Consider the following 25,889-nt stretch of genomic DNA (forward strand, 5'->3'; position numbering starts at 1 on the left):
GCATAAAAATACATCTACTGTTTATTTGCCAAATCGGAATTTCATCCTTCTCCAAAGCTCCTGGACCTTTTCCAGTCCCATGGTCAGATATCTGAGAAGAGGTTCCGTGGCAACGGCGAACACGCCGAACAGCATGGCGCACTCCAGAGAGATCTTTGTAATGGCAAAGAGCTGCGGGAGAAGCACACCGGCCAGAATGAGGCCGATAACGCAGCCGCACCAGACTGCCCCACGGAATTTATTTATGGGTTTGCATATTTTAAAGAGGATCATAAAGCCCACAATGGCCAGGAGCATAGTAGCTGCCGTGGAAATTTCGTTGGGATCCACATGGAAGGTCTGTCCGAACACCACAAGAGCTCCCACTGCGATCACATCGGCAAGACCACCCGGCAGAGCCTTTTTGATCACATTGGACATGAAATGCCCCTGGATCCGCTCCTTGTTGGGCTGAAGAGCCAGGAAAAACGCCGGCACGCCGATGGCAAACATACTGATCAAAGAGATCTGCGCCGGCTCCAGCGGATAGGTGATCATAAAAGCCATGGAGAACAGGGACAGGAGGAAGGAGAAAATATTTTTCACCAGGAACAGACTGGCCGATCGTTCAATGTTGTTGACCACCCGTCTTCCCTCCAGAACCACTTCCGGCATGCAGGAGAAATCAGAATCCAGAAGGACCACCTGGGAGGCCTGGGCCGCCGCCTCGCTTCCCGATGCCATGGCTACGCTGCAGTCGGCGTCCTTCAGTGCCAGCACATCGTTGACGCCGTCCCCTGTCATGGCAACAGTCCTTCCCTGAAGCTTTAAGGCTCCCACAAACTGACGCTTCTGATCAGGTGTTACGCGGCCGAAGACCGTATATTCCCGCATGGCCCGGCTGACCTGCTCCGGTGTCTTCAGAGTGGAGGCATCCACGTACTTCTCCGCACCTGCCACTCCCGCCTCCTTTGCAGCTTCCGATACCGTCAGCGGGTTGTCGCCGGAAATCACCTTGATCTCCACCCCCTGCTCCGCAAAGTAGGCAAAGGTCTCCGGTGCCTCTTTACGGATGGGGTTAGCCAGAAGCACATAGCCCAGAGGAGTCACCTTTCCTGTCAGAGCCTTTCCGTCCAGCTCCCCGTCATAGGAGCCAAACACCAGCACCCGGTAGCCTTTGGCCGTATGGGTCTGGATCTGAGGCCGCAGCGCCTCAAAATCCTCTCTGAGAACAAACTCCGGAGCCCCCAGCACATAGGCTCCGTCTGCAAAAGTCACTCCGCTGTATTTCACTGCGGAGGAGAAGGGAGTGATCCGAATGGGAACAGCCCCTGTCTTCTCCTTAAAGGTACTTTTTATGGCCGCCATGGTAATATTGTCGTTGCTCATGGCGCCGGCAAAATCACCCAGCAGCTTTTTCAGAGGCGCCATAGTCTCCGGGTCGTAACCGGGAGCCGGAATCACCTCCCTGACACTCATCTTATTTTCCGTTATGGTTCCTGTCTTATCCACGCAGAGCACATCGACCCTGGCCAGAGTCTCAATGCTTTTCATGTCATGGAGAAGAACTCCCTTGCCTGCCAGACGCATGGAGCTGACAGCCAGTGCCACACTGGTGAGAAGATAAAGCCCCTCGGGAATCATTCCGATGATCGCCGCCACCATGGAGGTGATGCTGTTGGTGATGGTTTCTCCGTTGAACAGGTAGCTCTGAACAAAAAGGGCCACCGCAATGGGAATAAGGGCAATGCCCACCACCTTGAGAAGCTTGTTTAAGGAGCGCATCATCTCCGACTGCTCACCCGTCTTCATCTCCTTGGCCTGAAGGGTCAGCTTGGAAATGTAGGAGGAACGGCCCACAGCTGTCAGCACGGCCCGGCATTGGCCCGATACGATGAAGCTGCCGGAAACCAGCTTATCTCCCGGTTTTTTTGTGATCTCATCGGCTTCTCCGGTAAGAAGAGACTCATTGACCTGCACCTCGCCCGCCACCACCGTGGCATCGGCACAGATCTGATTGCCTCCTTTGAAAATCACCACATCATCCCGTACCAGCTGCTCGGAATTGACGCTCCAGACCTTGCCGTCCCGAACTGCCGTGACCTTTATCGCTCCCAGCATATTCATCTTCTCCAGGACCCTCTTTGCCCGGATCTCCTGTATAATACCGATCAGCGTATTGACAATGATAACAGGAAGAAAGGTCAGGTTCCGAAAGGATCCCACCATACAGAGAAGCACCGCCAATACGGCAAAAATCAGATTAAAGTAAGTAAAGAGATTCCCCTTTATAATATCCTTTGTGGAACGGGCTGAGGAATCCACTGCGACATTGGAAAGTCCCTGCGCCATCCGCTCCTCCACCTGGCTTCTCGTAAGGCCCGTCTTATAATCCACTGCCTGCCGGACAGAAGTCCGCCCGGCGGCCTGCACATTCGGTATGCGCATCGTCTCCTCCAGAATCCGCCTGGGACGCCGTTTTTCACTCTCATTGTATCTGTCCTGATTCATCATAAAAAGACCTCCGTATAACACACGATTATACCTCGGCCTTTTTATTTTTTCTATAAAAAAACTATGAATTTTTTCTTACATTACCGAAAGAATCGTTTTAACAGTTCCGAACAGCTGCAGCAAGCTGATCCAGCGCTTTCTGAAGCGTTTCCCTGGGACAGGCGATATTGACCCGCTCAAAGCCCTCTCCGTCCGGTCCGAACATGGCACCGGAATCCAGCCACAGACCGGCCTTTTCTTCGATCAGCTCCTGTCTCTGCTCCTCGGTGAGCCCCAGCGCCCCAAAATCCAGCCACACCAGATAGGTGCCCTCCGGTTCCACCAGACGGATCTCAGGAAGGTTTTCCTTTAAGTATTCCCGAAGGAAACAGAGATTTCCGTATATGTATTCCTTCACCGCCGAAAGCCATTCCTCCCCGGTCTCATAGGCCGCCTGGCAGGCCAAAAGCCCCAGCAGATTCACCTGGCTGTAGCCAACTGCATCCACCGCCTTCTGAAACCGCGCTCTTAACTCCGGATCAGGGATGAAAATATTGGAGACCTGAAGGCCGGCGATGTTGAAGGTCTTGCTGGGCGCCGTACAGGTGACACTGATGCGGGCAAATTCCGGAGACAGGCCTGCGAACACATGATGGGCAACACCCGGATAGGTAAAATCGCTGTGGATCTCATCACTGACCACAAGAACGCCGTGCTTCACGCAGAGCTCTCCGGCCTTTTTCAGCTCCTCCTCAGTCCACACACGTCCCACCGGATTGTGGGGACTGCACAGAAGGAACAGCTTCACCTGATTCTCCGTGATCTTCCGCTCCATATCCTCAAAATCCATCTCATAGCGGCCGTTCACCTGCTTTAAGGGACTGTTGATCAGTACACGCCCGTTATCCCGGATCACCTCGCTGAAGGGATAATAGACCGGCTGCTGGATCAGAACACGGTCCCCTTTTTCCGTAAAGGCCCGGACAGCCGTTGCCAGAGCAAAGACCACACCGGGAGTTTTGATCAGCCACTCTTCCTTTGTCTCCCAGCCAAACTTTTCTCTGTACCAGGAGGAGACTGCCGCGAAATAATCAGCCTTCCCGTCGCTGTAGCCGAAAATTCCATGATCCACCGCAGCCCTCAGCCGTTCCTGAATGCCGGGAGCCGTCTGAAAATCCATGTCCGCGACCCAGAGGGGAAGAATGTCCTCTTTTCTGCCCCGCTCCACCGCGAAATCATATTTGAGACAGTTGGTACCCCTCCTGTCTATCACCTTATCAAAATCAAATGTCATACTTCTCCTCCTATTCCAGAGCCTGTCTGAGATCTGCGATCAGATCCTCCGCCTTCTCAATGCCCACCGACAGCCGCAGGAAGCATTCGGTAATGCCGAGACGCTCCCTCACCTCCACCGGAACATCACTGTGGGTCTGAAGCATGGGATAAGTGATCAGGGATTCCACCCCGCCCAGACTCTCTGCAAAAACGATCAGATTGACCCGTTCCAGGATCCTTCTCGCCGTCTCCTCCGTATCGGTGGTAAAAGAGATCATGCTGCCGAAGCCGTCTGTCTGGCTCTTGTTGACCTCATAGCCGGGATGATCCGGCAGTCCGATATAATACACCTGTTTGATCTTATCCTGTTTCTTCAGCCATTCGGCGATCTGCATGGCGTTTTCCTGCTGCCGCTCCATCCGGACTGCCAGAGTCTTGATTCCGCGCAGGGTCAAATAGCTGTCAAAGGGGGAAAGACAGTTTCCCACAGTCTTATAGAGGTAACGGATCCGTTCCTTAAGTTCCTCCGTCGCCGTACAGACAAAGCCTGCCAGGGTATCATTGTGTCCGGCGAGAAATTTTGTACCGCTGTGAAGGACAATATGGGCTCCAAGCTCCATGGGCCGCTGGAAATAAGGACTTAAAAAGGTATTGTCTACAATAAGAAGCAGATGGTACTTGTCCGCCAACGCCTTCATGGCACGGATGTCCGTGATCTGCATGGTGGGATTGCTGGGCGTCTCAATATAAAGGGCCTTCGTGTCAGGTCCTATGTTCTTTTCCACCAGCGCTGCATCGGCAGTATTCACATAAGTAAATTTCAGCCCTCTTCTCTCACCGACTGCAGAAAAGACACGGACCGATCCGCCGTAAAGATCCTCCGAGCAGATCAGATGATCCCCGGTGTCAAACAGCTCCAGCACAAGTGAAATGGCAGCCATGCCGGTGGCACAGGCCACCGTATCAAGGGCACCCTCCAGAGAAGAAATGGTCTGCTCCAGCTCATCTCTGGTGGGATTGCTGACACGCGTATAATCATGCCCTGTGGATTCTCCGATCCCTCTGTGTGCAAAGGTCGCCGTCTGATAAATGGGAACACTGACAGCCCCAAACGAATGCTCCTTTACGATCTCCGTAACTCCGTGACAACACCGTGTTTCAATCCCGTATTCCATAATCTCGTCTCCTTGCTGTTTGATTTACATACTATTTTAGTAGGATTATAACACTCTGTTTATCTGCCGTCAACCGAGCGGCGGATATAGGTTAAAAATTCTCTGGCCGCATGGGAAAGTGGCCTGCTTTTGCTCCAGATCAGCACATAGGAGGCCGTCACCTCCGGTTCCACGATCCGTTTTGCCCGGAGTCCCCGTACCACTCCCGAGTACAGATCTGCACTTCTGGAGGCCGCCGGATAAATGGCGATCCCAAGGCCCTGGGACGTCAGCTCGTAGGCGTTGAGCACATGGGCCATCCGGCAGCGGACATTCGGCACCCTTCCGATCCCGGCAAACCAGCCCTCGATCTCCTGAAGCCTGGACTGTCGGGAGGGAATGATCAGGTCATAATCCACCAGCTTTTTCAGGGATACGGAATCTCCCGGCTCCTTCACCAGCGGATGATCTGCCGGCATGATCGCAACCCAGGGCTCCTCAAAAACCTTCAGGCCGTGAAGCCCCTCCGCATTGTACGGCTCCATGATGACCGCCAGATCACAGAGTCCCTTCATGATCCGGTTGGTCACGTCATCGGAATTTCCGTTCCATAAATTATACTGAATATGGGGATGACTTTTGTGGAAGCCTGCGATCCAGCCAGAAAGCAGATGGGGCGCCGAGCCGTCCACCGACGCCAGGTATAAGGTTCCCTGAAGCCCTTTTTTCAGTTCCCGAACATCCTCGGTGGATTTGTCTACCAGCTCCATGACCCGGACGGCATACTGGCGGAACACCTCACCCTCCTCGGTGAGCTGAAGCGCACGGGGCTTTCTGACAAAAAGCTTTGCCCCCAGCTCCGCCTCCAGATCCTGGATCTGCCGGCTTAAAGGCGGCTGGGCCATGGCAAGCTTCTCTGCCGCCTTGGTAAAATTCAGTTCGTCTGCCACAGTAAGAAAATACCGGATATGTCGAAGCTCCATGAGCCCCCTCCTTTCATGCGTTCGAAACCTTCAGCTTTTTCGCCGTTTTCTTAAGACAAAGGATACAGGTGGGAATCAGATACAAACAGGCCGATACCCAGGCTGTCTGGTCTGCAAAACAGATGGCTGTAAAGCCAAAAACCCCCACAAAGCCCAGGCTGACCACGCTTCTCGCGATCATTTCAAATACTCCGGCAAAAACTGCTCGTCCGGCATAGCCCAGTCCCTGAATGCTCAGCCGGACCACGTTTAAAAGGCCCAGAGTCCAGAAGAAATATCCCATGCACCGGAGATATTTTGCCGCCGCATCGAGGACTGCCGTCTCATCACCGCTCACAAACAGCATGGAGAGGGTCCTCCCTCCGAGAATGAGAACTGCTCCTGCCGCAAGCCCGTAGCCGATGGCGATCAGTGACGCTTCCTTAATTCCCTGTTTGATACGCTTAAGCTTTCCGGCGCCCAGGTTCTGCCCGCAGTAAACGGAAATGGACGTGGCAAAGGCATCAAAGGGACACATGGTAAACTGCTTGATCTTTAAGGCTGCCGTGAAGCCCGAAACGTAAATGCTTCCCAGACTGTTGTTGGCCGACTGCATCACCATGCTTCCGATGGCCGTGATGGAAAACTGGAAGCCCATGGGAAGTCCCATGAGAAGGAGATCCCGGGATACCATCCCGCTCATCCGGCAGTTTTCTCTGGCCGGATGGAGGATCTCCACCTTCTTTTTAATAAAGATCAGACACAGGATCCCGCTGACTGCCTGGGCCACAACGGTTGCAATGGCAGCTCCCGCACAGCCCCATTTCAGGACAACGATGCAGAACAGATCCAGAACGATATTCAGCACCGTAGAGATGAGCAGAAAGAAGAACGGCGTTCTGCTGTCTCCCACTGACCGGAGAATGCTGGCCAGCAGATTATATAAAAAGGTAAAGGGCAGTCCCAGAAAGATCACCAGAAGATACTGATGCGCATTCCGGTAAAGCTCCTCCGGCACCGAAAGAATATGTAAGATCCAGGGACAAAGCAGGCCGCAGAGCGTCGTCAGTATCGCTGCCACCGCAGCTGTCAGCACCAGGCCGTTGAAAATATAATCTCTCATCCGGTCCAGGCACCTTGCACCAAAGCATTTGGCTACGGGAACGCCAAAGCCGGTACAGGTCCCCATACAGAAGCCCAGCACCATAAACTGGACGCTGGAGGTGGCTCCCACACTGGCCAGCGCATTGGCTCCCAGGATCCTGCCCACAATGGCTGCATCAATGATATTGTAGGTCTGCTGAAGTATGTTTCCGATTAGCAATGGAGTGGCAAACTGCAACAGCAGCTTGAACGGCTTGCCCTCCGTCATGGTCTTTGCCACAATAGTCATCTCCTATACTCAAAAAGTATTATCGCACCCTCATTATATGTATTTTACATTTTACTGTCAACCGATTACAATAAAGACAACAAAAAGAAGTCAGGCCGGACCTCTAAAACAAGTCAAAGCAATCGTTCTTAACCGGAAAAGGAGGATGCATTATGAAGAAGATGTTAGAGAGATTTGAAGAGCTGCTGGAAGAATATTACGATAGTTTTTCCCACAAATAAATTACACCATCTACATTTTACAGTTTCCCTTCGGGAGGACATCTGACAAGATGCCCTCCCCCCTTTGTTTTTCGGGAATTATTTTCTGCTCTGCTTCCGCCCGCGGCAGAAAGCTGCCTCCACCGAATAATCTTCATTTAAAACAACGATATCCGCATCATACCCGGCACACAGCTTTCCCTTTCTGTTGTCGATTCCCAGACATTCCGCCGGATTGACTGTACAGGCATTGACTGCAGTATCAAAGGGGACAAGCGCCTCCTCCACCAGGATCCGAAGGCCCTCATTCATCCGCAGCGTACTTCCCGCAATGGTATCGGTTCCCGTAAGTCTGGCCACCCCCTGTTCATCCACCGTCACCGGATGACCGCCCAGACTGTAGCCGTCCCCCGGAGGCAGTCCCTTGGCTCTCATGGAATCTGTGATCAGAATTCCCCGTCCTCTCTCCTTTTCGTGGAAAAAGGCATTGATGGCAGCCAAATGGCTGTGAAACCCATCGGCGATGAGTTCCCCGTAAAGCTCCCGGAGACGGAAGGCCGCCCCCACAAGCCCCGGTTTCCTGTGATGATATCCTGTCATGCCATTATAGACATGGGTCATGGAGGTGACGCCATTGGCCACGGCCATAACCGCCTGTTCAAAAGAGGCGGAGGAATGGCCCATGGAAACCACAACTCCCGTCCTTCTGCAGTACTTCGTGAGAGCATAGTCCTCATCGTGCTCCGGTGCCAGGGTAATATAACGGATCATGCCTCCCGCAGCAGTCTGATAGGCCTGAAACTCCTCCACCGAGGCTTTTGCTACGGCCTCCGGCGGCTGGGCGCCCTTGTATTCCATATTCAGGTAGGGCCCCTCCAGGTGAACTCCCAGGATCTCAGCCCCTTCATATCCCGTTTCCGCCACCGACGCTACATTGGCAAGGGCTTTTTTTAACACAGGCAAAAGACTCGTCACCGTGGTGGGAAGAAAGGACGTCACTCCCTCCTCCGGGAGACGCCTGGCCCATGCCTTTAACCCCTCCGGCTCTCCGTCATTTGTGTCAAAGCCGTAGGCGCCGTGAGTATGAATGTCGATAAACCCCGGAAGGATCCGTCTGTCACCGTAATCTTCATCGGCCGCTCCTGTATGATAAGACAACACCTGCTCAATTTTCCCTTCTGAAATCACGATCCGGGCCGGCATAAACTGTCCCGCCAGCCAGACCCGTCTGCTCTTGATCACCCTTGTCACGAAAACGCCTCCTTCTCTGTCCGCCTGAACCATCTTCCTCTGAATCAAAGCATGTCCCGCACCTTCCAAAGAGCCTCCTCGTCGGCCACCACCACCGCATCGGAATGGATCTGAAGGACAGAGGCCGGTACCTTTGGAGTCACCGGACCGAAAAAGGCGGTCCTTACCATAGCGGCCTTTTCTTTCCCGCTCACAGCCACCAGTACCTTTTTTGCCTGCATGATCGAACGGATCCCCATGGTATAGGCCTGTGCCGGCACCTCCTCATCCGGAGCAAAAAAGCGTCGGTTCGCGGAAATGGTGGATTCGCTTAAGGAAACGCAGTGGGTGTCCAGTTCAAACCGGTCGGAAGGCTCATTAAAACCGATATGGCCGTTGTGTCCCAACCCCAGAAGCTGCAGATCGATGGGACCCAGAGCCCGAAGAAGAGCCTCATAAGCCCGGCAGGCCTTCTCTGCATTTTCCTCTGTCCCGTCGGGCAGATGACAACGCTCCGGCAAAAGGTTGACATGCTTAAAAAAATTCTCATTCATAAAATAATGATAGCTCTGTTTGTTCCATTTGTCCAAGCCTTTATACTCATCCAGGTTGACCGTTGTCACCCGGGAAAAATCCAGATCTCCCTTTTCATACCATTCAATGAGCTTCCGATAGGCTCCCACCGGTGTTTCGCCGGTGGCCAGCCCCAAAACGCTGTCCGGCTTTCCGATGACCTGGGCCGAAATGATATTGGCCGCCTTCCGGCTCATATCCTGATAATCCTTTGCTCTTATGATTCTCACAGGTCTGCCTCCTTTCTCCCGTCTGTTTTTTTTACAGCAGCTTTTTGATCTCCTCCGCCACAAACTGTACTTTGGTTCCGACCACCACCTGGACCGAATACTTTCCCGGGCGGATCACCCCGGCTACACCGGCGGACCGGATCTTTTTCTCGTCCACCTGGGTATAGTCCCCGATCTCAAACCGCAGTCTCGTCACACAGTAATCCAGCTGCTTCACATTTTCCTTTCCGCCGATCCCTTCCAGGATCCGTACAGCCACAGCTGCAAAATCGCCGTCGGACAGCTGGACACTTTTTTCCGCTTCCGTATCGTCATCCTCACGGCCCGGCGTCTTCAAATCAAACTTCACAATAGCAAACCGGAATACCACATAATAGATGATTCCCACCACCACGCCGATGGGAATCACCATCCATGGATTCCGGGCCAGCGGCGTAAAAGAGCTCAACACCAGATCAATGGCGCCTCCGGAAAAAGAAAAACCGGCGCGGACAGGCAGAGCCGCCGTCACTCCCATGGTAATACCGGCAAGGGCCGCATGCACCAGATAAAGCCCCGGCGCCAGAAACATAAAGGCAAACTCGATGGGCTCCGTCACTCCTGTAAAAAAGGAACAGAAGGCTGCCGACAGAAGAAGACCGTAGGCGGTCTTCTTCTGTTCCGGCTTTGCCGTATGATACATGGCAAGGCAGGCAGCCGGAAGACCGAACATCATAAACGGAAAATAGCCGCTCATATACATGCCCGTCTGACCGTAAACACCGGTATTCCCCCAGAAATTGGTCAGATCCGCGATTCCCGCCACGTCAAACCAGAACACGGAATTCAGAGCATGATGGAGGCCGAAGGGAATCAACAGACGGTTGAAGAACACATAGATGCCGGCGCCAAAGGCTCCCATTCCCACGAATGCCTTTCCAAGGGCCACCAGACCGCCGTAAACCAGGGGCCATACGAAAAACAGGACTCCGGATGCCACAATGGAAAAGAAGGCTGTGACAATGGCAACCGCCCGCTTTCCGCTGAAAAAGGACAGGGCATCGGGAAGCTTTGTCTCCCTGAAGCGGTTATAGGAGCCGGAGCCGATGAGACCGGCCAGGATCCCCACAAACTGGTTTCCGATCTTTGCGAAGGCGGCATCGGCCTCCGCACCGGTCAGAGCCGCCACGGTACCGGTACTCAGAAGACTGGTGATCATCAGATAGGATACCAGGCCGGAAAGGGCAGCCGTTCCGTCATGATCCACCGACATACCAGCGGCAACACCGATGGCAAACAGGATAGCCATATTGTCGATGAGCGCGCCGCCTGCTTTGATCAGAAATACACCGATCGTATAGGCAAGGCCTCCTGTCGTAAAGCCTGCCACCTCACCGGCCATGGCAGCCGGAGCAAGAATATAGCCGATGCCCATGAGAATCCCGGAAACGGGCAGAACCGCAACCGGAAGCATCAGAGATTTTCCCAACCGCTGAAAATATTTCATCATAGTCGTTCCCTCAGTCTTTCTTACAGATTTTCTTCCATGAAGGAAAGAAGGCCGGCTGCCGCCTGCTCTTCATCCTCTCCCTCCACTGAAAATTCCACCGTCTGTCCCTGTTTTACAGCCAGGAGCATCACGGACAGGATCTGTTTTGCATTCCCCTGTTTTCCATTAGCTTCCAGACTCACAGTGCTTTTAAATTCCGATGCCCTTTTCGCCAGAAGCCCAGCCGGTCTTGCATGGATCCCCAGCTCATCGGTAATCGTATACGAAAATCGCTTCATCCCGCTTCTCCTTTCTGTCCAATGGCCCGTACGGCCCTCCGTACCTCCAGCACGCTGGAAACAGAAACGGAAAGCTCATCGACCTCCATATCCAAAAATGCTTCTGTCAGGCTGGTGTCCGCAGCCAGTTCGCCGCAGATACCGGCCCAGATACCGGCACGATGGGCGTTTTCCACCGTCATGCGGATCAAACGCAAAACCGCCTCATGGTGAGGATCATAAAAAGGCTCCAACGCCTCATTCTGCCTGTCAATGGCCAGGGTGTACTGAGTCAGATCATTTGTTCCGATACTGAAAAAGTCCACCTCTCCGGCCAGAATATCGCTGATGAGAGCAGCTGCCGGCGTCTCAATCATGATACCGATCTCCACCTCTCCGACAGCCCTTCCTTCCCGCAAAAGGCTCTCCCTGACTTCCCCTGCCAGCTTTTTTACCTGTCTGATTTCCACTTCTGAAATGATCATGGGAAACATGACTGCCGCGTTTCCGTACACAGCTGCCCGGTAAATGGCCCGAAGCTGGGTCCTTAAAAGCTCCGGATCGGAAAGACAGAGGCGGATGGCCCGAAAGCCCATAGCCGGATTCTCCTCCGTCTTAAGGCCCAGATAATCCACCTGCTTGTCGGCTCCGATGTCCAGTGTCCGGATCACCACCTTCTTTCCCGCCATACAGGAAAACACCTCTTTATAAATTTCATACTGCTCCTCCTCAGAGGGAGGCTCTCCCCTTCCCAGATACAAAAATTCGCTGCGGAACAGACCGATACCTCCGGCGTCCTCCCTGAGGGCCAGCCTTGCATCGGAAGCACTTCCGATATTGGCAAAGATATCGACAGACCGTCCGTCTGAAGTGATGTTTTCTTTTCCCTTCAGCTCCTCAAGACCGCTCCGGTATCTGTCCGCTTCCATCTTTTTTTTGACAGCCGCTTCCAGAAGCTCCTCCGCCGGTTCGATCAGAAGCGTTCCTTCACCGGCATCCACCACGGCACGCTTCCCATGATATTCCGGCTTAAGCTCCACCTCCGTCTGCACCAGAGCCGGAATATTCATGGACCGGGCCAGGATCGCCGTATGAGAGTTGGCAGAGCCCTTCCTGGTCACAATGGCTAACAGCTTATTTTTGTCCATCTGCACCGTCTCACTGGGCGAGAGATCCTCTGCCAGCAGAATCACCGGCTCCGCCGAATCCAGGCTGCCGCCGCCAAAGCCCGTCAGGATCCGTACAAGCCTGGAGGCAATGTCCAGCACATCGGCGCTTCTTGCTTTCATGTACTCATCCTCCATGGAGGCAAAGGCCTCTGCAAAGCTTTCTCCCGCCTGATGGACGGCATATTCCGCATTCACATGGCCCTGAAAGATGGCGTCCCGGATACTGTCCAGAAAGCTTTCGTCCTGAAGCATCATGCTGTGGATCTCAAAAATCAGGGCCTCCTCGCCGCCGATCTCCTTCCTGGCCTTCTCATAAAGCTCTGAAAGCTCCCTTGCCGCCTCTTTCCTGGCCTCCTCAAACCGGTCCAGCTCCGATTTCTCGTCCTCCACAAGCCTTTTATTTAAAACGGCATTTTCTTTCTCGTAAAGATACAGCCTGCCGATGGCAATTCCTTTTCCCACACATTTTCCCGAAACTCTGATCATCCTGTTTCTCTGCCTTTCTTCCTGTCACTGATTTCATTTCGTAAGCTCCAGGCAGGTCTCTCCTGGCCGTTTCCTGCCGGTTTTTGCCTCCACGGAAGAAAACTCAGAGGTGTTGCAGACGATCACCGGAGTGATGCTCTCATATCCTGCATTCTTTATAAAAGAAATATCCGCTTCCAGAAGAAGCTCCCCCCTTTTCACCCGACTTCCCGCCTCTGTCCTCACAGAGAAGCCGTTTCCCTCCAGCTTCACCGTGTCCAGTCCCACATGGATCAGGATCTCAGCCCCCTCATCAGAGGTGACTGCCACCGCATGCCCGGTGGGAAACACAGTGGTCACCGTTCCGTCGCAGGGAGCGTATATCCTTCCCTCCGCCGGAAGTACCGCGATGCCCTTTCCCAGAATTTCTTCCCGAAAGGTGGGATCCGTCACTTCCTTTAAGGAAACATACTCCCCGGAGACGGGAGCCCCAACCTCTATGACGTTCTTTTTCCGAAAACTGAATAATCCCATGCGCTTTTCCTCCGCGTTCTGTCAATTGCCGCCGGCAGCCGCCTGCAAATCCTGTATTATTCTTTATCAGAACAGCACAAATCATTCATTTGAAGGAGAAGAATTTAAAATTTTTATTTTTGCACAGCAAAAAGGAGCCATTGCTCCATAGATGAAGTAATCACCCATTTTGCAATGACTCTGTTCCGACAGTTTCCCTGTCATTTACAGCTTTGTTTCCTTTTCTCTTTTTCTTCCAGAAGCCGAAGATAGTGGTTCGCCTCCCGCAGCACATGGTCCGCCAGCAAAGGAAGGATCACGGAGCGCACGCTGCAGCCGGTGATCCCATTTGTGCCGGCAGCCTTGAAATCTCTGTATTTCTCTGTGGTCTCCCGGTTTTTTCCGGTCAGTTCCTCTCTTACCCTTGAATCCTGTCTGACGGCGGTCTCCAGAAGAATTCCGTACTCTCTGGCAAAATCATTGGCTGTGTTGATCAGCTCACATTCTGTCGGATCCAGGAGGCCGCGGATGAATTCCGCATGCTCCATCATGATCTGATTCCAGAATGCCTCCATGTTCTGGTTTTCCTCCTCTGCGCATCCCTGTTCGATTTCTCCGAGCCTTTGCCGGTACCATCTGGCCTCCCGCAGGATATGCTCGATCAGTAACGGATAATTGGAAGTGTAAAGACGGCAGCTTTCCACATCTGCAAGGATCCTTTCCTTCAGTGAGATCAGTCCTTCCAGAAGGACAAGAACCCTTCTGTTGAGATTCCGGACCTGCATAAGAAGTCTTCTGTTCTCCGGACAGGAATCCCTCTTATCCGCACCTCCGGGCCGCAGCCTCTCCTCTGCTCTGGTGATTCGGCTGTCAATGGGAATGCCGGTGAGCTTCTGTGTCTGCCGTTCTGCCTTCTCCGTATATTCCGTAACAGCCTCGCCGGACCTGAGAATTTCTCTTCTCACCATTCCGTCGGACAGGCGTACCGTTACATCCAGTGCACGCTCAAACTGCATTCTGTACCAGTCGGCCTGCTTTCTGTAATTCGTTTCCTTCTCCGGAAAGGATGCCAGAAGAAACAATGAATGCTCCTTCATGATCCGGCCAAAAAACAAATGAGTTTCCAGGGATCTGACAATATAGTTTTCCATATTTCCGAATTTCAATGGGTTTTAATTCTAATGTATGCAGCGTCGGGGCGGTTCGTTCCATCCCGGCAGTCTGCAGGAAGTGCGTTTATTCCTGCTTTACCATACAATACCCGATTCCCACATGGGTCTGAATACATTTATTCTCTCTGTCCTTTTTCTCAAGCCCCATCAGATTATGAAGCGCTGGGGATTTCGGCATCTGCATAAGAGCCTGTCCGGCCAGTCTTTCTCCCTCTGAATACTGTTCATCTTCCATGCATTTTTTTATTTCACTGATTACTTTTTCTCTCTTCAAAAAAAGCTGCCTCCTTATACATTTCTCGCATGAAAAATACTAGCATTTTCATGTTTAAAATGTATAAAGAGGCTTTCAGGTCCTGTTAAGAATCTTTAAACCTTCTTTTTGCAGAAGGCCTGCAGCAGTACAAAAATTTCCAGTCTTCCGAGTATCATCCCCATGATCTCAATGAGGAGACAGATAGAAGAGGTCGAAGCATTGGTAATGCCGATGGAAAGTCCCACTGTCCCCAGGGAGGAGGCAAATTCAAAGGCTCCCTCCAGCAGGCTGCACCCGGAGAAAAAGGTCAGCGCAATGGTTCCCGCCACATAGATCAGAAGATAGCTTTCCGCATAGGTGGATGCCTCCTCCACCTGCGCAGGCTCCAGCGGCGCCTTTTCCGTTCCCCTCCGGTAATAAGCCAGAGTTACGGTCCTGTCCGGGATCATTTTCTTTTTGATGTTCCGTGCCAGATTTTTAAGCAGCATGCAGACCCTTCCCAGCTTGACGCCTCCTGCCGTCGAACCGACCCCTCCGCCGATGACCATGAGAAGGATCATAACTGCCAGCGCCGTCTGCGGCCAGTTCTGATAGCTGCAGGTGGAATAGCCTGTCGTCGACAGGGCAGAAAATGCATTAAACAGGGAAAGCTCGATTCCTTCCCCCACCGCTGTTCCCTGATGGATCAGGAAGAGACTCATGAGCGGCACCGTCACTACCGTAAGCCCTGCCAGGAACCGTATCTCGCTGGATTTGAAGAAATCCCGGAACCGTCCCTTAAACAGGAGTAACAGCAGCGAAAAGTTTGTAGTACCGATCAGCATCAGAAGGATCGTGATCCATTCGATCGGAAGGGAGTGGTATGCTCCGATGCTGTCCAGCCGGTTGGAAAATCCGCCGGTGGAAAGGGCGCACATGGTGTGGACGAGGCTGTCAAAAACAGGCATTCCGAACACCGTATAAAGGATCGTTCCCACCACCAGAAAGAAACCGTACATCATGGCAATGACCTTAGCCGTTTTCCCGATGTTGGGCATCAGCTTATCGGGATGGCCCTCTGCCTGGAAAAGTCCTACGGAATCCTTGCCCTGGATAAAAATAAGCATCATCAGCACAAAGCCCAGACCACCCACATACTGCAGAAAGCCGCGGTAAAAAAGAAAAATATGAGGAGTCCGTTCCACATCCAGAACAGAAAGGCCCGTCGTGGTAAAGCCGCTGACCGACTCAAACAGCGCCTGAATGGGATTTACATTTCCATACAGCCAGAAGGGGACCGCTGCAAGGACAAATCCATACATCCACGCAAATACCACGATCCGGCTGCTGGTTAGTTTTCTTTTTTTTCTGCAGCAGACCAAAAGACCCAGCAAAATGGAAATCACTGCCGGGAGAAGGAACTGCCAGAACAGGCCGGCCTCGCCGGGATAAAAGAGCAGTATCAGAAGAGGGACAAGAAGTATCATTCCCTCCAGAATCATCATCCTTCCGGTTACCGGTATCTCATCATGATGCAGCATATTCTGTCAGCTCCTTTATCTCTTCCAATTTGCTTTTGTCCGAAGTGATGATCAGAAGGACATCGCCCTCCCTAATCCTGGTATCACCTCTCGGTATCAGACTCCGGTCTCCCCTAAGAATGCAGCCGATGATAATCTCCTTGGGAAGATTCAGTTCCCACAGTTTTTTGCCTGCCATTGCCGAATTCTTTAAGATCGGGATCTCCATAATGTGGATCCTGTCCTCGTCAAAGGGAACTCTGGTCGTCATCTCATCCATGAGAGCCTGCTCTTCCATGATGCCGGTGATCATATTCAGTGCGCAGACCACCCGGTCGATCCCCATCTGGTAAAAAAAGTTCGTCTTGGAGGGATCGTTTAAGAGTGCCACCGTCTTTTTTACATGGAAAAACTGTTTGCACATTTCACAGATAACCAGATTGGTCTCATCGCTTTCCGTCAGCGCGATGGCCACCTGACAGGTATCCGCCCCCGCATCCTCCAGAATGAACCGTTTGCTTCCATCCCCGTAGATCACATTCAGCTTATGGATCTCCGCCAGCTTTTCGCAGGCGTCGTACTCTTTGTTGATCACAGTCACCCGGTATCCTTTTTTCAACAGGGAATTGGCCAGGGATCTTGCTTTGTTGAAGCCTCCGACAATCAGAATACTTCCCTGTTCTTTCCGTTTACCCAACATGCTTCATCCCTCCGATTTCAATGTAATTGGAAATTTCTTTTTCCGAAAGCTCCGACGGACAGATCGTATCGATTCCCATGCTTTTTACAAGCTCCGTCTTCTCTTCGTCGTAGATCCTTGCCACGACCTTCGGGATCTGAAAGACCTTTTTTGCGATCTGCGCCGCACAGATATTGACGCAGTCATAATCGGTAACTGCAAGAAACACGGAGGCCTCCTTCAAATTTGCCGCCGTCAGCTTCTCAATATCAGTTGCACCAGCGGTCATTGTCAAACCCCCGTAGGAATAAGGCAGCTTCCGGAAAGCCGTTTTATCACAATCCAGAATCATAACATCCTTTTTCTCATCGGAAAGCTTTCCGGCAATGCTGGCCCCCAGACGGCCGCAGCCTGCGATCACTGTATATTTCTTTTCCTTTTCCATCCTTGCTCTCCTCCTATCTTCTCAAAAGACGTCCCACATGATGCTCGTCATAAACAAGCGTAAACCGGGGATCCTCCTGTACCGGACAATCTTCTTCCGTATAGGCATAACGGCCTGTCGGCTCCAGAGTTCCATACCGATCCATATTGACCCTTGCCGGCACATAAGCCGGATCCAGCTCGTATGCCGCGCGAAAATGTTTCATGGCAAGGACGTGATTTTTCTCCCGCTCCATCAGGATCCCCATCAGATTATGAGGAATTGCGGAATGCGGATTTTTTGCCATTGCCTCTCTAAGTATACTTTCACATTCTTTATATTCCCGTTTATCCATCAGCGTTCTGCATCTGTTTTCCAGCCTGCCTTCCATAATTCCTGCCTCCTCTTTTCTTTTGCAACTGCAGTATAGCGTTTTTTCTGTGAAAACAGTGTGGAAATTCTCTGTAAGCCTGTGAGAATCCTGTGAGAATTTCCCAAAAGCATCAAAATCCTGTGACTTTCGTTCTTTCCTGTAAAAATGGCATAAAAAATACAGCTCAGATGTTCCTGAACTGTATCTTACGGATTCTCTGTAATTGCTTCAATGCTCCCGCATCCGGTATCCGATGCCGATCTCCGTCTCAATGTATTCCGGTTTTGCCGGATTTTTCTCGATCTTTCTTCTTGTGGAGGCCATGACAGAACGGAGCACCTGGGTATCCTCTCCATAGCCCTCTCCCCAGATTTTCCGGAGGATGGTGTGGTAAGTCAACACTTTTCCGGGATTCTGCATAAATAAAAGAAGCAGCTGATACTCTGTGGGCGTCATATGAATTTCGTTTCCGTCCTTATAGACAACATGCGCTCCGTTATCCAGCTTCAGACTTCCGTTGATATAAACCGTATCATCCGGCTTTTCTTCCTCTCTTGCCCCGCTCATCCGGTAATAATGCCTGAGAGCAACACGGATCCTGGCCATCAGCTCTGTGGCCGAAAAGGGCTTCGTCAGATAATCGTCAGCCCCGTCGTCCAGAGCCGCCGCTTTTTCTTTATCCTGGTCCCTCGCGGAAACAATGATGACCGGTACCTCTGACCATTCCCGTATCCTGTGAAGGACATCCATTCCATCCATATCCGGCAGTCCCAGATCCAGAAGGATCAGATCAGCATTTTTCCTTATCATATAGTCAATGCCGTCCTTTCCGTTGACCGTACCCGCCACCGCAAAGCCTGCATTTTCCAGCGTATAGATCATAAAGTTCTGAATCTGTACATCATCCTCAATGACCAGTATTTTTTCTTTGAACATCTGCTTTTTCTCCTTCCTCCAGAGGCAGAGCAAACAGGAATTCTGCACCTTTTCTGTCTGTCCTGTTGCGGCCTACAATGGTTCCTCCATGGGCTTTTACAACAGTCTCACAGATGGCAAGTCCCAGCCCGATTCCCCGTTTCACATCAGCGGAACGCGTTTTGGAGGTATAAAACAAATGGAACAGGTTTGGAACATCCTCCTCGGCAATGCCTTCCCCCTCATCCCGGACCGTAATGACCACGCTGTCCTCTGTATAACGGGCCGACACCAGGATCGCCTCACCGGGGGCCGTATGCTTGACCGCATTGTCCAGAAGATTGGTGATCACCTGCTCGATGAGCTTCGCGTCCATGGGCACCAGTCGGAATTCCTCCGGCGTCTCTACCTGGATCACCCGATCCGGAAAACTCCTCTCCACATGGGCCACCGCACAGCCGATGATCTCCTCCACCGCCTCCGGTTCCTTATGGATCAGGATCTTTCCATCCTGAAGCCTTGTCAGACTCAGAATATTCTCCACCATGGCCTTCAGCCAGTCCGCATCCTGATAAATTCCCTGAAGAAGGGCCTGCCTTTTATCCTCCTTCTCCGTCATATCCATCAGCATTTCCGACGTTCCCATAATACCGGAAAGTGGAGTCCGAAGATCGTGGGAAATGGCCCTCAGAAGATTGGCCCTCTCCCTTTCCCGCTCCATATTTTCCCTGTCCCGCACTCTCTCAATGGTGATCTCGATCCGGTCCAGAGCCATAGCGATATTTTCCAGAATAGAGTGGAGAAATTTTTTCTTTTCCTCAAGCTCCTCCGTCCGGACCGCCTTGTCGATCTCCACCACTGCCAGCAGATGCTCCCGGCCATTGACCGGATAGTACCAGGCGTCCTCATCTTCCAGATACTCAGTCCGCAGATTGGAAAATTTCCCGCGCAGCTCTGCCGGTTTTTGCACACTTCTGTGGATCTGCTCTCCGCCTACCTGCTGGATATAAACCGGCGCTCCCTGCCGTCCCACATAAATGCAGCCTGCATTTTTCTGAAACAGGAGGCTGATGCTCTCCGCAGCGATCCTCAGCACTGCCTCTATATCAGCCGCATCGGAAAGACGGCTGGAAAGCATATATAAGATCTGGCTTTCCTCTCCCCGTTCCTTTGCCTCCTTCGTCAGAAGCTTTTCCTTTGTGGTCATGGCACTTGTCACCAGCGAAGTCACCAGCATAATGACAAAGGTAATCAGGTAACTGGAATCATTGACTGCAAAGGTATGATATGGTGCTGTAAAATAATAATTATAACACAGCAAAGAGGCCACGGCAGATAAAATACCGTACTGATACCCCTGAGTGAACCTGGCCACCAAAAGCACAGCCAGAAGATACACGACCACGATGTTGGTCTCCGGGAACCCCAGAGCCACGAACATTTTTCCCAACAGCGTCGCGCCCAGCACAATACCTGCCAGCTTTATGATGTTTTCCGCAAATTTTCTCTTTTTTTCCATAGCTTTTTCCATAACGACAGTCCAGCGCAGATCTACGGCTGCAGTTCCACTTTTCCCAGCTGCAGCCGTACAATTCAATAAGGGGCAATTCCCCCCTCTCGTACCACCGTACGAAGTCAGTCTCGCAAGGTCAAAGAGTGTTGCCCCTGACCAGAAATCATTCTGATTCCAGGTCATTGTGCAACACTCCCCTCATAAAGTATATCATAAATATTTATATTTTCAATCCATCATGGAAAAAGACTCATGATCAACAGGTGGCTCCGCCTTCCACATCCTTGTCCAGGATCGCAGATTTATCGATCTGCGTATTCAGAAGCTTGTCCTCCACATATTCAAATCCCAGTCTCTGGATGGTGTCAGCAAACCGCTCGCCGGAAATTCCCTCATCCCGGAACAGAAGGATCGCCTTCTCCACCAGCTCCAGTACTTCTTCTTCGGAGGTGAAAATTCTGTTCAGAGGACGGCCGTTGGCGATTCGTTTGCCCCAGCGTCCGCCGATGTAGATCTTGTAGCCCTCCTGATAATCCTCCACAGCGCCGAAAGGACATTTTCCCTTGCACCGTCCGCAGTTGTTGCAGGCATTGGGATCGATCTGGATCTTTCCGTCCACAACCTTGGCCACATGGACAGGACAGCCTGACTCCACCTGACATTTTTTGCAGCCGCGGCACTTGGTGTAATCGATCATCGGTACTCTCTGACCCACGATACCCAGGTCATTGAGATCCGGCTTCACACAGTTATTGGGACATCCTCCCACAGCAATCTTAAACTTGTGAGGAAGAGTCACACCGTGATAGCCGATATAGAAGCGCTCATGAAGCTTTTCCGACAGTCCGTAGGAATCCAGCAGACCGTACTGGCAGGTAGTACCCTTGCAGGAAACGACAGGGCGAACAAGAGATCCTGTACCTCCGGTCTGAAGTCCATGGGCCTGAAGGAATTCGATCACATCGGGAATGTTATCGTAATGAACTCCCTGAATCTCAAGGGTCAGTCTTGTGGTCATGGTAACGGCTCCGCTTCCGAACTTCTCGGCAGCCTCAGCAATGACCCGATGCTCCTCAGAAGTGATCTTTCCGTTGCGGGTAATGACACGGACATTGAACACATCCGGATAACGCTTATCCTGGAGGCAGCCCAGACCCTTGACCCGCTTGATCTCCGCCGGGCTCAGCTTTCTGCCCTCCAAAGAAACCTTCACCTTATTGAAGAAGGCTCCGCCTTCCAACACCCTCGTATTCGTATAACCAAAAGCCTTCAGCCGGTTCTGCAGGAAATAAGCTCTCTTGCCCTTGGTGCACACCAGAAGAAGCTTTTCGTCAGGATCCAGACCATCCACAGGCCCGTTTACAGTTGTCAGATCGACCCAGGCTGCTCCGGGGATCTTCGGCTCGGGCTGTACGTCAATGACCTTGTAGCCCTTTGCCGCACCGGCCGCATACTCTGCCGGAGTAAAGGATTCCAGCTTGCCGGAGAGCTTGTTCTCCAGAATATAGCAGGCCTGCACAAAAGGATGGATCGCTGTGGAGAAGGGAGGCGCATAGGCAAAGTCCATCGTGTTAAAATCTTCTGCCTTAGCCTTCATAGAAATGCCTGTCACGGCAATATCCACCATTTTATCCACCGCTCCGGCACCGATTACCTGGATACCCAGCAAACGATGGCTTTCTCTGTCGGCGATCAGCTTTGTCACAAAGCTGGAAGCTCCGGGATAATAATGAGCCTTATCGTCGGTGACACAGGTAATGGTGACAGGATCAAAGCCCGCCTCCTTAGCCTGTGACTCGGTCAGTCCGGTACGTCCTGCATTCATGTCCTCCGCCAGGCGGACCACGCCGGTGCCCAGACATCCGCCGTACAGTGCTTCCTCACCGGTCAGATTTTCGGCAAGGCACCGTCCGGTGATATTGGCAGTGGAGCCCATGGCAGACCACTGTCCCTTGCCGGTGATCCTGTTATGTACCTGAGCACAGTCTCCCACCGCATAGATATCAGGAAGGTTTGTCTTCTGATGACCATCCACCACAATGGTTCCCCTGTTCATTTCCAGGCCGGAATCAGAAAGGAAACCGGTTGCCGGACGAACACCGATAGCCAGCACCACCACATCCCCCTGAATGGTACCCACGCTGGTACGGATCCCGGCAGCATGACCCTCGCCGGTGATCTCCTCCAGGGCCGCCCCGGTAACGATTCGAAGCCCCTTCTCCTGAAGCCTGCGCTTGATATAATCGGCCATTTCTGCATCAAACAGATTAGGCATCACCTGATCTGCCATATCTGCCACAGTTACCTTAAGTCCCTGAGCCATGAGATTTTCTGCGATCTCCAGTCCGATGAAGCCGCCGCCCACAACGACCGCACTGCGGCAGTGGTTATCCTCCACATAGCTTTTCAGACCGATGGCGTCATCCGGCGTCCGTATGGTGAACACTCCGTTGAGCCCTGTTCCTGCCACATTGGGCACAAAGGGTTCTGCTCCGGTGGCAATGATCAGACTGTCGTACCCCTCTTTTCTCTCGCCGCCGTTTTCCAGATCACGAAACGTAACGGTTTTTCCTGCCGCATCGAGAGCAACTGCCTCCATACCGGTCTGTACCTCTACTCCGGTAAGAGCAGAAAACTTAGCAGGCGTATTGACGATCAGAGCTTCTCTGGACCTGATTTCTCCACCCACATAATAAGGAAGGCCACAGCCGGCATAGGAAATGTCCTTTCCTTTGGTATATACAGTCACCTGAGCAGAACGATCCTGCCGCTTCAGTTTTGCAGCTGCCTTTGTACCGGCAGCCACACCGCCAATAACAACAACTTTCATGATTTCCTTCTCCTTTTTCATGAATTTTCCTTTTTCTTAAGTTGATGTTATCACAGTTTTATGATAAAATCAATTTATCGTTTTTTATGATTCGATAAATTAATTTTATGATACGAGGTGCCTATGCTGGACTACCGGATGAATACTTTTCTGACTGTATGCGATACCATGAATTACCGAAAAGCCGCGGAGCTTCTGCATATTACCCAGCCTGCCGTGACCCAGCACATTCAATTTCTGGAAAAAGAGTATCAGTGTCATCTGTTTCTCTATGAAAACCGACGTCTGGTCAAGACAGAAGCCGCCTCCGTTCTGGAACAATATGCCAGGGCCATGCGCTACAACGAAAGCTCCATTCGTCAGGAACTGCGAAAGAGCTCTGTCAGAGAGCTCAAGGTGGGAGCCACCAAGACCATCGGAGACTATGTGATCCTGGATCAGATCCATCACTATCTGGCAGATCCGGACCATGCCCTGACCCTGATCGTAGATAACACCGAGCACCTATTGTGGCTTCTGGAGGAAAACCAGCTTGATTTTGCTGTTGTCGAAGGGTTCTTTGACAAAAGAGCCTTTGAAAGCAGATGCATCCGAAAAGAACCTTTTGTAGGGATCTGCCGGAAGGGTCATCCCTTCGCCGGACGGAATATTACGGTGGAAGAGCTTCTCAATGAGACCATCATCCACCGGGAAGAGGGCTCCGGCACCCGGGCCATTCTGGAACAGAAGCTCCGGGGATACAATGAATCTCTGAACCAGTTTCGGCGTCACATCTGTATTTCCAGCTTCAAACTGATCCTGGAACTGGTCAAAGCCGGCCTGGGCGTATCCTTCGTTTACAAGGTTCTGGCCGAAAGCGCTCCGGAGCTTGATACCTTCAGCATCCAGGGCGAAGCTATCGTCCGGGAATTCAATCTGATCTGGCTTAAAAATGCTCACGTTCAGGATAAGATCGACAGCTTCTTCACGGCAGGAACGATCCCGTCCCTTCCTGATGATCTGCTATGACACTATCGACACTGTCCATGAAATAAAAAGGAGGAAACAGATGAAAAAACGTTATCTCATTGCCTTTTTATCATGTCTGGCCTTGGCAGTCATTATCGGCATACAGTTTATTCAAAAGGATGACTTACAACGCCTTTCAAAACCGGACAAAATAGAACTTGATATAACAATAACGAACCATCATTATGAATTCCTGCCCGGGGACAAGAACTATGAGGAGCTCTACAATCTGATTAAAAAAGACTGGGACAATACCAGAAAACTTGATAACGGAGAACTGGTATGTCTGCAATTAGACTATCTGGATGAGGAAAGAGACAATACAGGAACCGCAATTCATCTTTATTATGAAAAAGCCAAAAACCCGGGAAGAAACAGCATAATAGAACACGGACACTATTATAGTTTCTTTCCATATACCCTTGAATTTGCGGCTATCACAGAAAACAAAGATTATTATAAGGCAGCTATTTTGCCGCACTTTATACCCAGCGGTGAACTACAAGGTTATATAACCAGTCTGAAATGGGATTAAGAGGAACATTATCGGCAGCCGTGCAAAACCACGCATAGCTGCCGAAAAAAACTATTGGCTTCCTCCTTCTATCTGTCCGGTTCTGCGATATGAAAACGGTCGTATGTCCCATAACAGTCCAGACATACCTTCTTACCGCCCATAAGACGGATCCAGTTGGCACCGGTACTTTCACCGCAGCATTCGCACACATAAGAGTCGAACAGGCGGGCCTGCCCCGGAAGCCGAATTGTGGTTTCCTTAATATCAAACATCTCTTCCGGCGTGCAGCTCTGATAGTATTGGAAGGATTCGTCACGAGTCATCTCACGCGGTTTAGGTTTGAGCACCAGCCGAAGTGACTTGCCGTTTTTACGGTTGTAGAACGAGAAGGCCTGTTTGCCGCGCATATGGAAAAGCAGATTCCCCTTACCAATGCTGCATCCTAAAATCACTTGAATGGCATCCACGCTGCAGGTGTCATTTTCAGATATACAAACAACCTGCTCGTCTTTTGAAAAAGTCAGATCCAGCAATTCGATTGCGTAAAGTGCCGCCCGATAGCCAATGGTCAGACCACCGCAGGCATGGCCGTGAAAGGCCACTGCTTTTTCCCATAATCCTTCTTTTCTGATGGTGTAATTCATCGCCTTCTCCTTATTCTCCCGTTTTTACATGAACCACTTCCGCTGTGATGTTTCTTCAGTTAACGTACCACACAAAGTATATCAATATGAGTTCAGTATATATAGACAGATATACCACCGGAATGACTATTGATTCTTTATTTATCAGCTGCTCGATCAATCTGGCTATCATCGGCCAGACCAGTACCCCACCGATAATGATAAGTAATACAAAAATCCCAACCATCCTCATACCCCCTCGTCTTTAACATGTCTTATTATTTTAATGAATTTAACAATTTAACAAACTCCTGAATATCATTTTCACTGACACTGAACTCTCTGCTGATGATTCCATGATATACTATAATATTTCCAACTATAGAAATCTCTTGTCCATTGGAACACGACAGCCAGACCTTCCAGCCTTTTCCCGAATGAAAACCGGCGAAATCCTTTTCAATCCCATTTAAGGCTTCACATATAAGCGAGATATCTTCACCAGATACATCCCATTTAGTCATCCCGTTCATCTGAAACTGAATGTTCATCTCAGTGATTTTATCCTGCTTTAATTCAGGTGCCGAAGCCAGTTTGAGTGATGTGAGAACCGCAATGACTGCTGCAACAATGGCTACAATCAAGATGACCCATTTCTTTCCGGACATGACATCCTCTCCTCCCCCCGTGTTAAATAA

24 protein-coding genes are annotated in these 25,889 nt (G+C 51.3%); 2 read left to right on the forward strand and 22 right to left on the reverse strand.

Annotated features, from left to right (window positions below; genetic code table 11):
• Positions 1-21: 21 nt before the first annotated feature.
• From QJ036_RS05160 to QJ036_RS05255, 20 genes are all read right to left on the reverse strand, one after another.
• Positions 22-2,427 (reverse strand): cation-translocating P-type ATPase, encoded by a 2,406-nt coding sequence (locus QJ036_RS05160; protein ID WP_283230432.1) that lies wholly within the window; start codon positions 2,425-2,427, stop codon positions 22-24.
• Between the two features lie 163 nt (positions 2,428-2,590).
• Positions 2,591-3,766, reverse strand: a complete 1,176-nt coding sequence (locus QJ036_RS05165; protein WP_283230375.1) for a MalY/PatB family protein — start codon at positions 3,764-3,766, stop codon at positions 2,591-2,593.
• A gap of 10 nt (positions 3,767-3,776) precedes the next feature.
• Positions 3,777-4,922: a trans-sulfuration enzyme family protein gene (locus tag QJ036_RS05170; RefSeq protein WP_283230376.1), complete on the reverse strand. Its 1,146-nt coding sequence runs from the start codon at positions 4,920-4,922 to the stop codon at positions 3,777-3,779.
• 59 nt (positions 4,923-4,981) lie between these two features.
• Positions 4,982-5,884 (reverse strand): LysR family transcriptional regulator, encoded by a 903-nt coding sequence (locus QJ036_RS05175; protein ID WP_283230377.1) that lies wholly within the window; start codon positions 5,882-5,884, stop codon positions 4,982-4,984.
• Between the two features lie 13 nt (positions 5,885-5,897).
• Positions 5,898-7,247, reverse strand: a complete 1,350-nt coding sequence (locus tag QJ036_RS05180; protein ID WP_283230378.1) for an MATE family efflux transporter — start codon at positions 7,245-7,247, stop codon at positions 5,898-5,900.
• 308 nt (positions 7,248-7,555) lie between these two features.
• Positions 7,556-8,740 (reverse strand): N-acetylglucosamine-6-phosphate deacetylase, encoded by a 1,185-nt coding sequence (nagA, locus tag QJ036_RS05185; RefSeq protein ID WP_283230433.1) that lies wholly within the window; start codon positions 8,738-8,740, stop codon positions 7,556-7,558.
• Positions 8,741-8,751: 11 nt separating this feature from the next.
• Positions 8,752-9,489 carry a glucosamine-6-phosphate deaminase gene (gene nagB, locus QJ036_RS05190; RefSeq protein WP_283230379.1) on the reverse strand — a complete coding sequence of 246 codons (738 nt, stop codon included), beginning with the start codon at positions 9,487-9,489 and terminating at the stop codon, positions 8,752-8,754.
• 31 nt (positions 9,490-9,520) lie between these two features.
• The gene (gene nagE / locus QJ036_RS05195) at positions 9,521-10,978 is read right to left on the reverse strand and encodes an N-acetylglucosamine-specific PTS transporter subunit IIBC (RefSeq protein WP_283230380.1); all 1,458 of its coding nucleotides are present in this window, start codon (positions 10,976-10,978) and stop codon (positions 9,521-9,523) included.
• Positions 10,979-10,998: 20 nt separating this feature from the next.
• Positions 10,999-11,256 carry an HPr family phosphocarrier protein gene (locus QJ036_RS05200; protein WP_283230381.1) on the reverse strand — a complete coding sequence of 86 codons (258 nt, stop codon included), beginning with the start codon at positions 11,254-11,256 and terminating at the stop codon, positions 10,999-11,001.
• Positions 11,253-12,890, reverse strand: a complete 1,638-nt coding sequence (gene ptsP, locus QJ036_RS05205; RefSeq protein ID WP_283230382.1) for a phosphoenolpyruvate--protein phosphotransferase — start codon at positions 12,888-12,890, stop codon at positions 11,253-11,255. The genes QJ036_RS05200 and ptsP overlap by 4 nt, the downstream gene beginning before the upstream one ends.
• A gap of 33 nt (positions 12,891-12,923) precedes the next feature.
• The gene (locus QJ036_RS05210; protein ID WP_283230383.1) at positions 12,924-13,403 is read right to left on the reverse strand and encodes a PTS sugar transporter subunit IIA; all 480 of its coding nucleotides are present in this window, start codon (positions 13,401-13,403) and stop codon (positions 12,924-12,926) included.
• Between the two features lie 200 nt (positions 13,404-13,603).
• The gene (locus QJ036_RS05215) at positions 13,604-14,533 is read right to left on the reverse strand and encodes a DUF2935 domain-containing protein (RefSeq protein WP_283230384.1); all 930 of its coding nucleotides are present in this window, start codon (positions 14,531-14,533) and stop codon (positions 13,604-13,606) included.
• Positions 14,534-14,618: 85 nt separating this feature from the next.
• A complete protein-coding gene (locus tag QJ036_RS05220; protein WP_283230385.1) occupies positions 14,619-14,828 on the reverse strand; it encodes a hypothetical protein in 210 nt (69 codons plus the stop codon).
• Between the two features lie 95 nt (positions 14,829-14,923).
• The gene (locus QJ036_RS05225) at positions 14,924-16,330 is read right to left on the reverse strand and encodes a TrkH family potassium uptake protein (protein ID WP_283230386.1); all 1,407 of its coding nucleotides are present in this window, start codon (positions 16,328-16,330) and stop codon (positions 14,924-14,926) included.
• Entirely contained in the window at positions 16,317-17,009 is a 693-nt protein-coding gene (locus tag QJ036_RS05230; RefSeq protein ID WP_283230387.1) for a potassium channel family protein, read from the reverse strand. The genes QJ036_RS05225 and QJ036_RS05230 overlap by 14 nt, the downstream gene beginning before the upstream one ends.
• Entirely contained in the window at positions 16,999-17,433 is a 435-nt protein-coding gene (locus tag QJ036_RS05235; protein WP_283230388.1) for a potassium channel family protein, read from the reverse strand. The genes QJ036_RS05230 and QJ036_RS05235 overlap by 11 nt, the downstream gene beginning before the upstream one ends.
• A 13-nt stretch (positions 17,434-17,446) precedes the next feature.
• The gene (locus tag QJ036_RS05240; RefSeq protein ID WP_283230389.1) at positions 17,447-17,803 is read right to left on the reverse strand and encodes a hypothetical protein; all 357 of its coding nucleotides are present in this window, start codon (positions 17,801-17,803) and stop codon (positions 17,447-17,449) included.
• A gap of 210 nt (positions 17,804-18,013) precedes the next feature.
• On the reverse strand, positions 18,014-18,721 hold the full coding sequence (locus tag QJ036_RS05245) for a response regulator (protein ID WP_283230390.1): 708 nt from the start codon (positions 18,719-18,721) through the stop codon (positions 18,014-18,016).
• A complete protein-coding gene (locus QJ036_RS05250) occupies positions 18,693-20,219 on the reverse strand; it encodes a sensor histidine kinase (protein WP_283230391.1) in 1,527 nt (508 codons plus the stop codon). The genes QJ036_RS05245 and QJ036_RS05250 overlap by 29 nt, the downstream gene beginning before the upstream one ends.
• Before the next feature lie 250 nt (positions 20,220-20,469).
• On the reverse strand, positions 20,470-23,043 hold the full coding sequence (locus tag QJ036_RS05255; RefSeq protein WP_283230392.1) for an FAD-dependent oxidoreductase: 2,574 nt from the start codon (positions 23,041-23,043) through the stop codon (positions 20,470-20,472).
• A 123-nt stretch (positions 23,044-23,166) separates the two neighbouring features.
• Between QJ036_RS05255 and QJ036_RS05260 the strand changes: the two genes are divergently transcribed.
• Positions 23,167-24,051 (forward strand): LysR family transcriptional regulator, encoded by an 885-nt coding sequence (locus QJ036_RS05260; protein WP_283230393.1) that lies wholly within the window; start codon positions 23,167-23,169, stop codon positions 24,049-24,051.
• Between the two features lie 40 nt (positions 24,052-24,091).
• Entirely contained in the window at positions 24,092-24,586 is a 495-nt protein-coding gene (locus QJ036_RS05265) for a hypothetical protein (RefSeq protein WP_283230394.1), read from the forward strand.
• Positions 24,587-24,654: 68 nt separating this feature from the next.
• On the opposite strand, the gene QJ036_RS05270 is transcribed toward QJ036_RS05265, so the two are convergent.
• The gene (locus QJ036_RS05270) at positions 24,655-25,212 is read right to left on the reverse strand and encodes an FmdE family protein (protein WP_283230395.1); all 558 of its coding nucleotides are present in this window, start codon (positions 25,210-25,212) and stop codon (positions 24,655-24,657) included.
• Between the two features lie 257 nt (positions 25,213-25,469).
• A complete protein-coding gene (locus QJ036_RS05275) occupies positions 25,470-25,859 on the reverse strand; it encodes a hypothetical protein (protein ID WP_283230396.1) in 390 nt (129 codons plus the stop codon).
• Positions 25,860-25,889 lie beyond the last annotated feature (30 nt).

The sequence above is a fragment of the Fusibacillus kribbianus genome, assembly GCF_030053595.1.
In the GTDB taxonomy this organism is placed as follows: domain Bacteria; phylum Bacillota; class Clostridia; order Lachnospirales; family Lachnospiraceae; genus Lientehia; species Lientehia kribbiana.

Excerpts from the sequence above, each read along its gene's own strand:
- QJ036_RS05160 (WP_283230432.1), bottom strand. The coding sequence starts at position 2,427 with ATGCGCATACCGAATGTGCAGGCCGCCGGGCGGACTTCTGTCCGGCAG.
- QJ036_RS05165 (WP_283230375.1), bottom strand. The coding sequence starts at position 3,766 with ATGACATTTGATTTTGATAAGGTGATAGACAGGAGGGGTACCAACTGT.
- QJ036_RS05170 (WP_283230376.1), bottom strand. The coding sequence starts at position 4,922 with ATGGAATACGGGATTGAAACACGGTGTTGTCACGGAGTTACGGAGATC.
- QJ036_RS05175 (WP_283230377.1), bottom strand. The coding sequence starts at position 5,884 with ATGGAGCTTCGACATATCCGGTATTTTCTTACTGTGGCAGACGAACTG.
- nagA (WP_283230433.1), bottom strand. The coding sequence starts at position 8,740 with ATGGTTCAGGCGGACAGAGAAGGAGGCGTTTTCGTGACAAGGGTGATC.
- nagE (WP_283230380.1), bottom strand. The coding sequence starts at position 10,978 with ATGATGAAATATTTTCAGCGGTTGGGAAAATCTCTGATGCTTCCGGTT.
- QJ036_RS05200 (WP_283230381.1), bottom strand. The coding sequence starts at position 11,256 with ATGAAGCGATTTTCGTATACGATTACCGATGAGCTGGGGATCCATGCA.
- ptsP (WP_283230382.1), bottom strand. The coding sequence starts at position 12,890 with ATGATCAGAGTTTCGGGAAAATGTGTGGGAAAAGGAATTGCCATCGGC.
- QJ036_RS05210 (WP_283230383.1), bottom strand. The coding sequence starts at position 13,403 with ATGGGATTATTCAGTTTTCGGAAAAAGAACGTCATAGAGGTTGGGGCT.
- QJ036_RS05215 (WP_283230384.1), bottom strand. The coding sequence starts at position 14,533 with ATGGAAAACTATATTGTCAGATCCCTGGAAACTCATTTGTTTTTTGGC.
- QJ036_RS05225 (WP_283230386.1), bottom strand. The coding sequence starts at position 16,330 with ATGCTGCATCATGATGAGATACCGGTAACCGGAAGGATGATGATTCTG.
- QJ036_RS05230 (WP_283230387.1), bottom strand. The coding sequence starts at position 17,009 with ATGTTGGGTAAACGGAAAGAACAGGGAAGTATTCTGATTGTCGGAGGC.
- QJ036_RS05235 (WP_283230388.1), bottom strand. The coding sequence starts at position 17,433 with ATGGAAAAGGAAAAGAAATATACAGTGATCGCAGGCTGCGGCCGTCTG.
- QJ036_RS05240 (WP_283230389.1), bottom strand. The coding sequence starts at position 17,803 with ATGGAAGGCAGGCTGGAAAACAGATGCAGAACGCTGATGGATAAACGG.
- QJ036_RS05245 (WP_283230390.1), bottom strand. The coding sequence starts at position 18,721 with ATGTTCAAAGAAAAAATACTGGTCATTGAGGATGATGTACAGATTCAG.
- QJ036_RS05250 (WP_283230391.1), bottom strand. The coding sequence starts at position 20,219 with ATGGAAAAAAAGAGAAAATTTGCGGAAAACATCATAAAGCTGGCAGGT.
- QJ036_RS05255 (WP_283230392.1), bottom strand. The coding sequence starts at position 23,043 with ATGAAAGTTGTTGTTATTGGCGGTGTGGCTGCCGGTACAAAGGCAGCT.
- QJ036_RS05260 (WP_283230393.1), top strand. The coding sequence starts at position 23,167 with ATGCTGGACTACCGGATGAATACTTTTCTGACTGTATGCGATACCATG.
- QJ036_RS05265 (WP_283230394.1), top strand. The coding sequence starts at position 24,092 with ATGAAAAAACGTTATCTCATTGCCTTTTTATCATGTCTGGCCTTGGCA.
- QJ036_RS05270 (WP_283230395.1), bottom strand. The coding sequence starts at position 25,212 with ATGAATTACACCATCAGAAAAGAAGGATTATGGGAAAAAGCAGTGGCC.
- QJ036_RS05275 (WP_283230396.1), bottom strand. The coding sequence starts at position 25,859 with ATGTCCGGAAAGAAATGGGTCATCTTGATTGTAGCCATTGTTGCAGCA.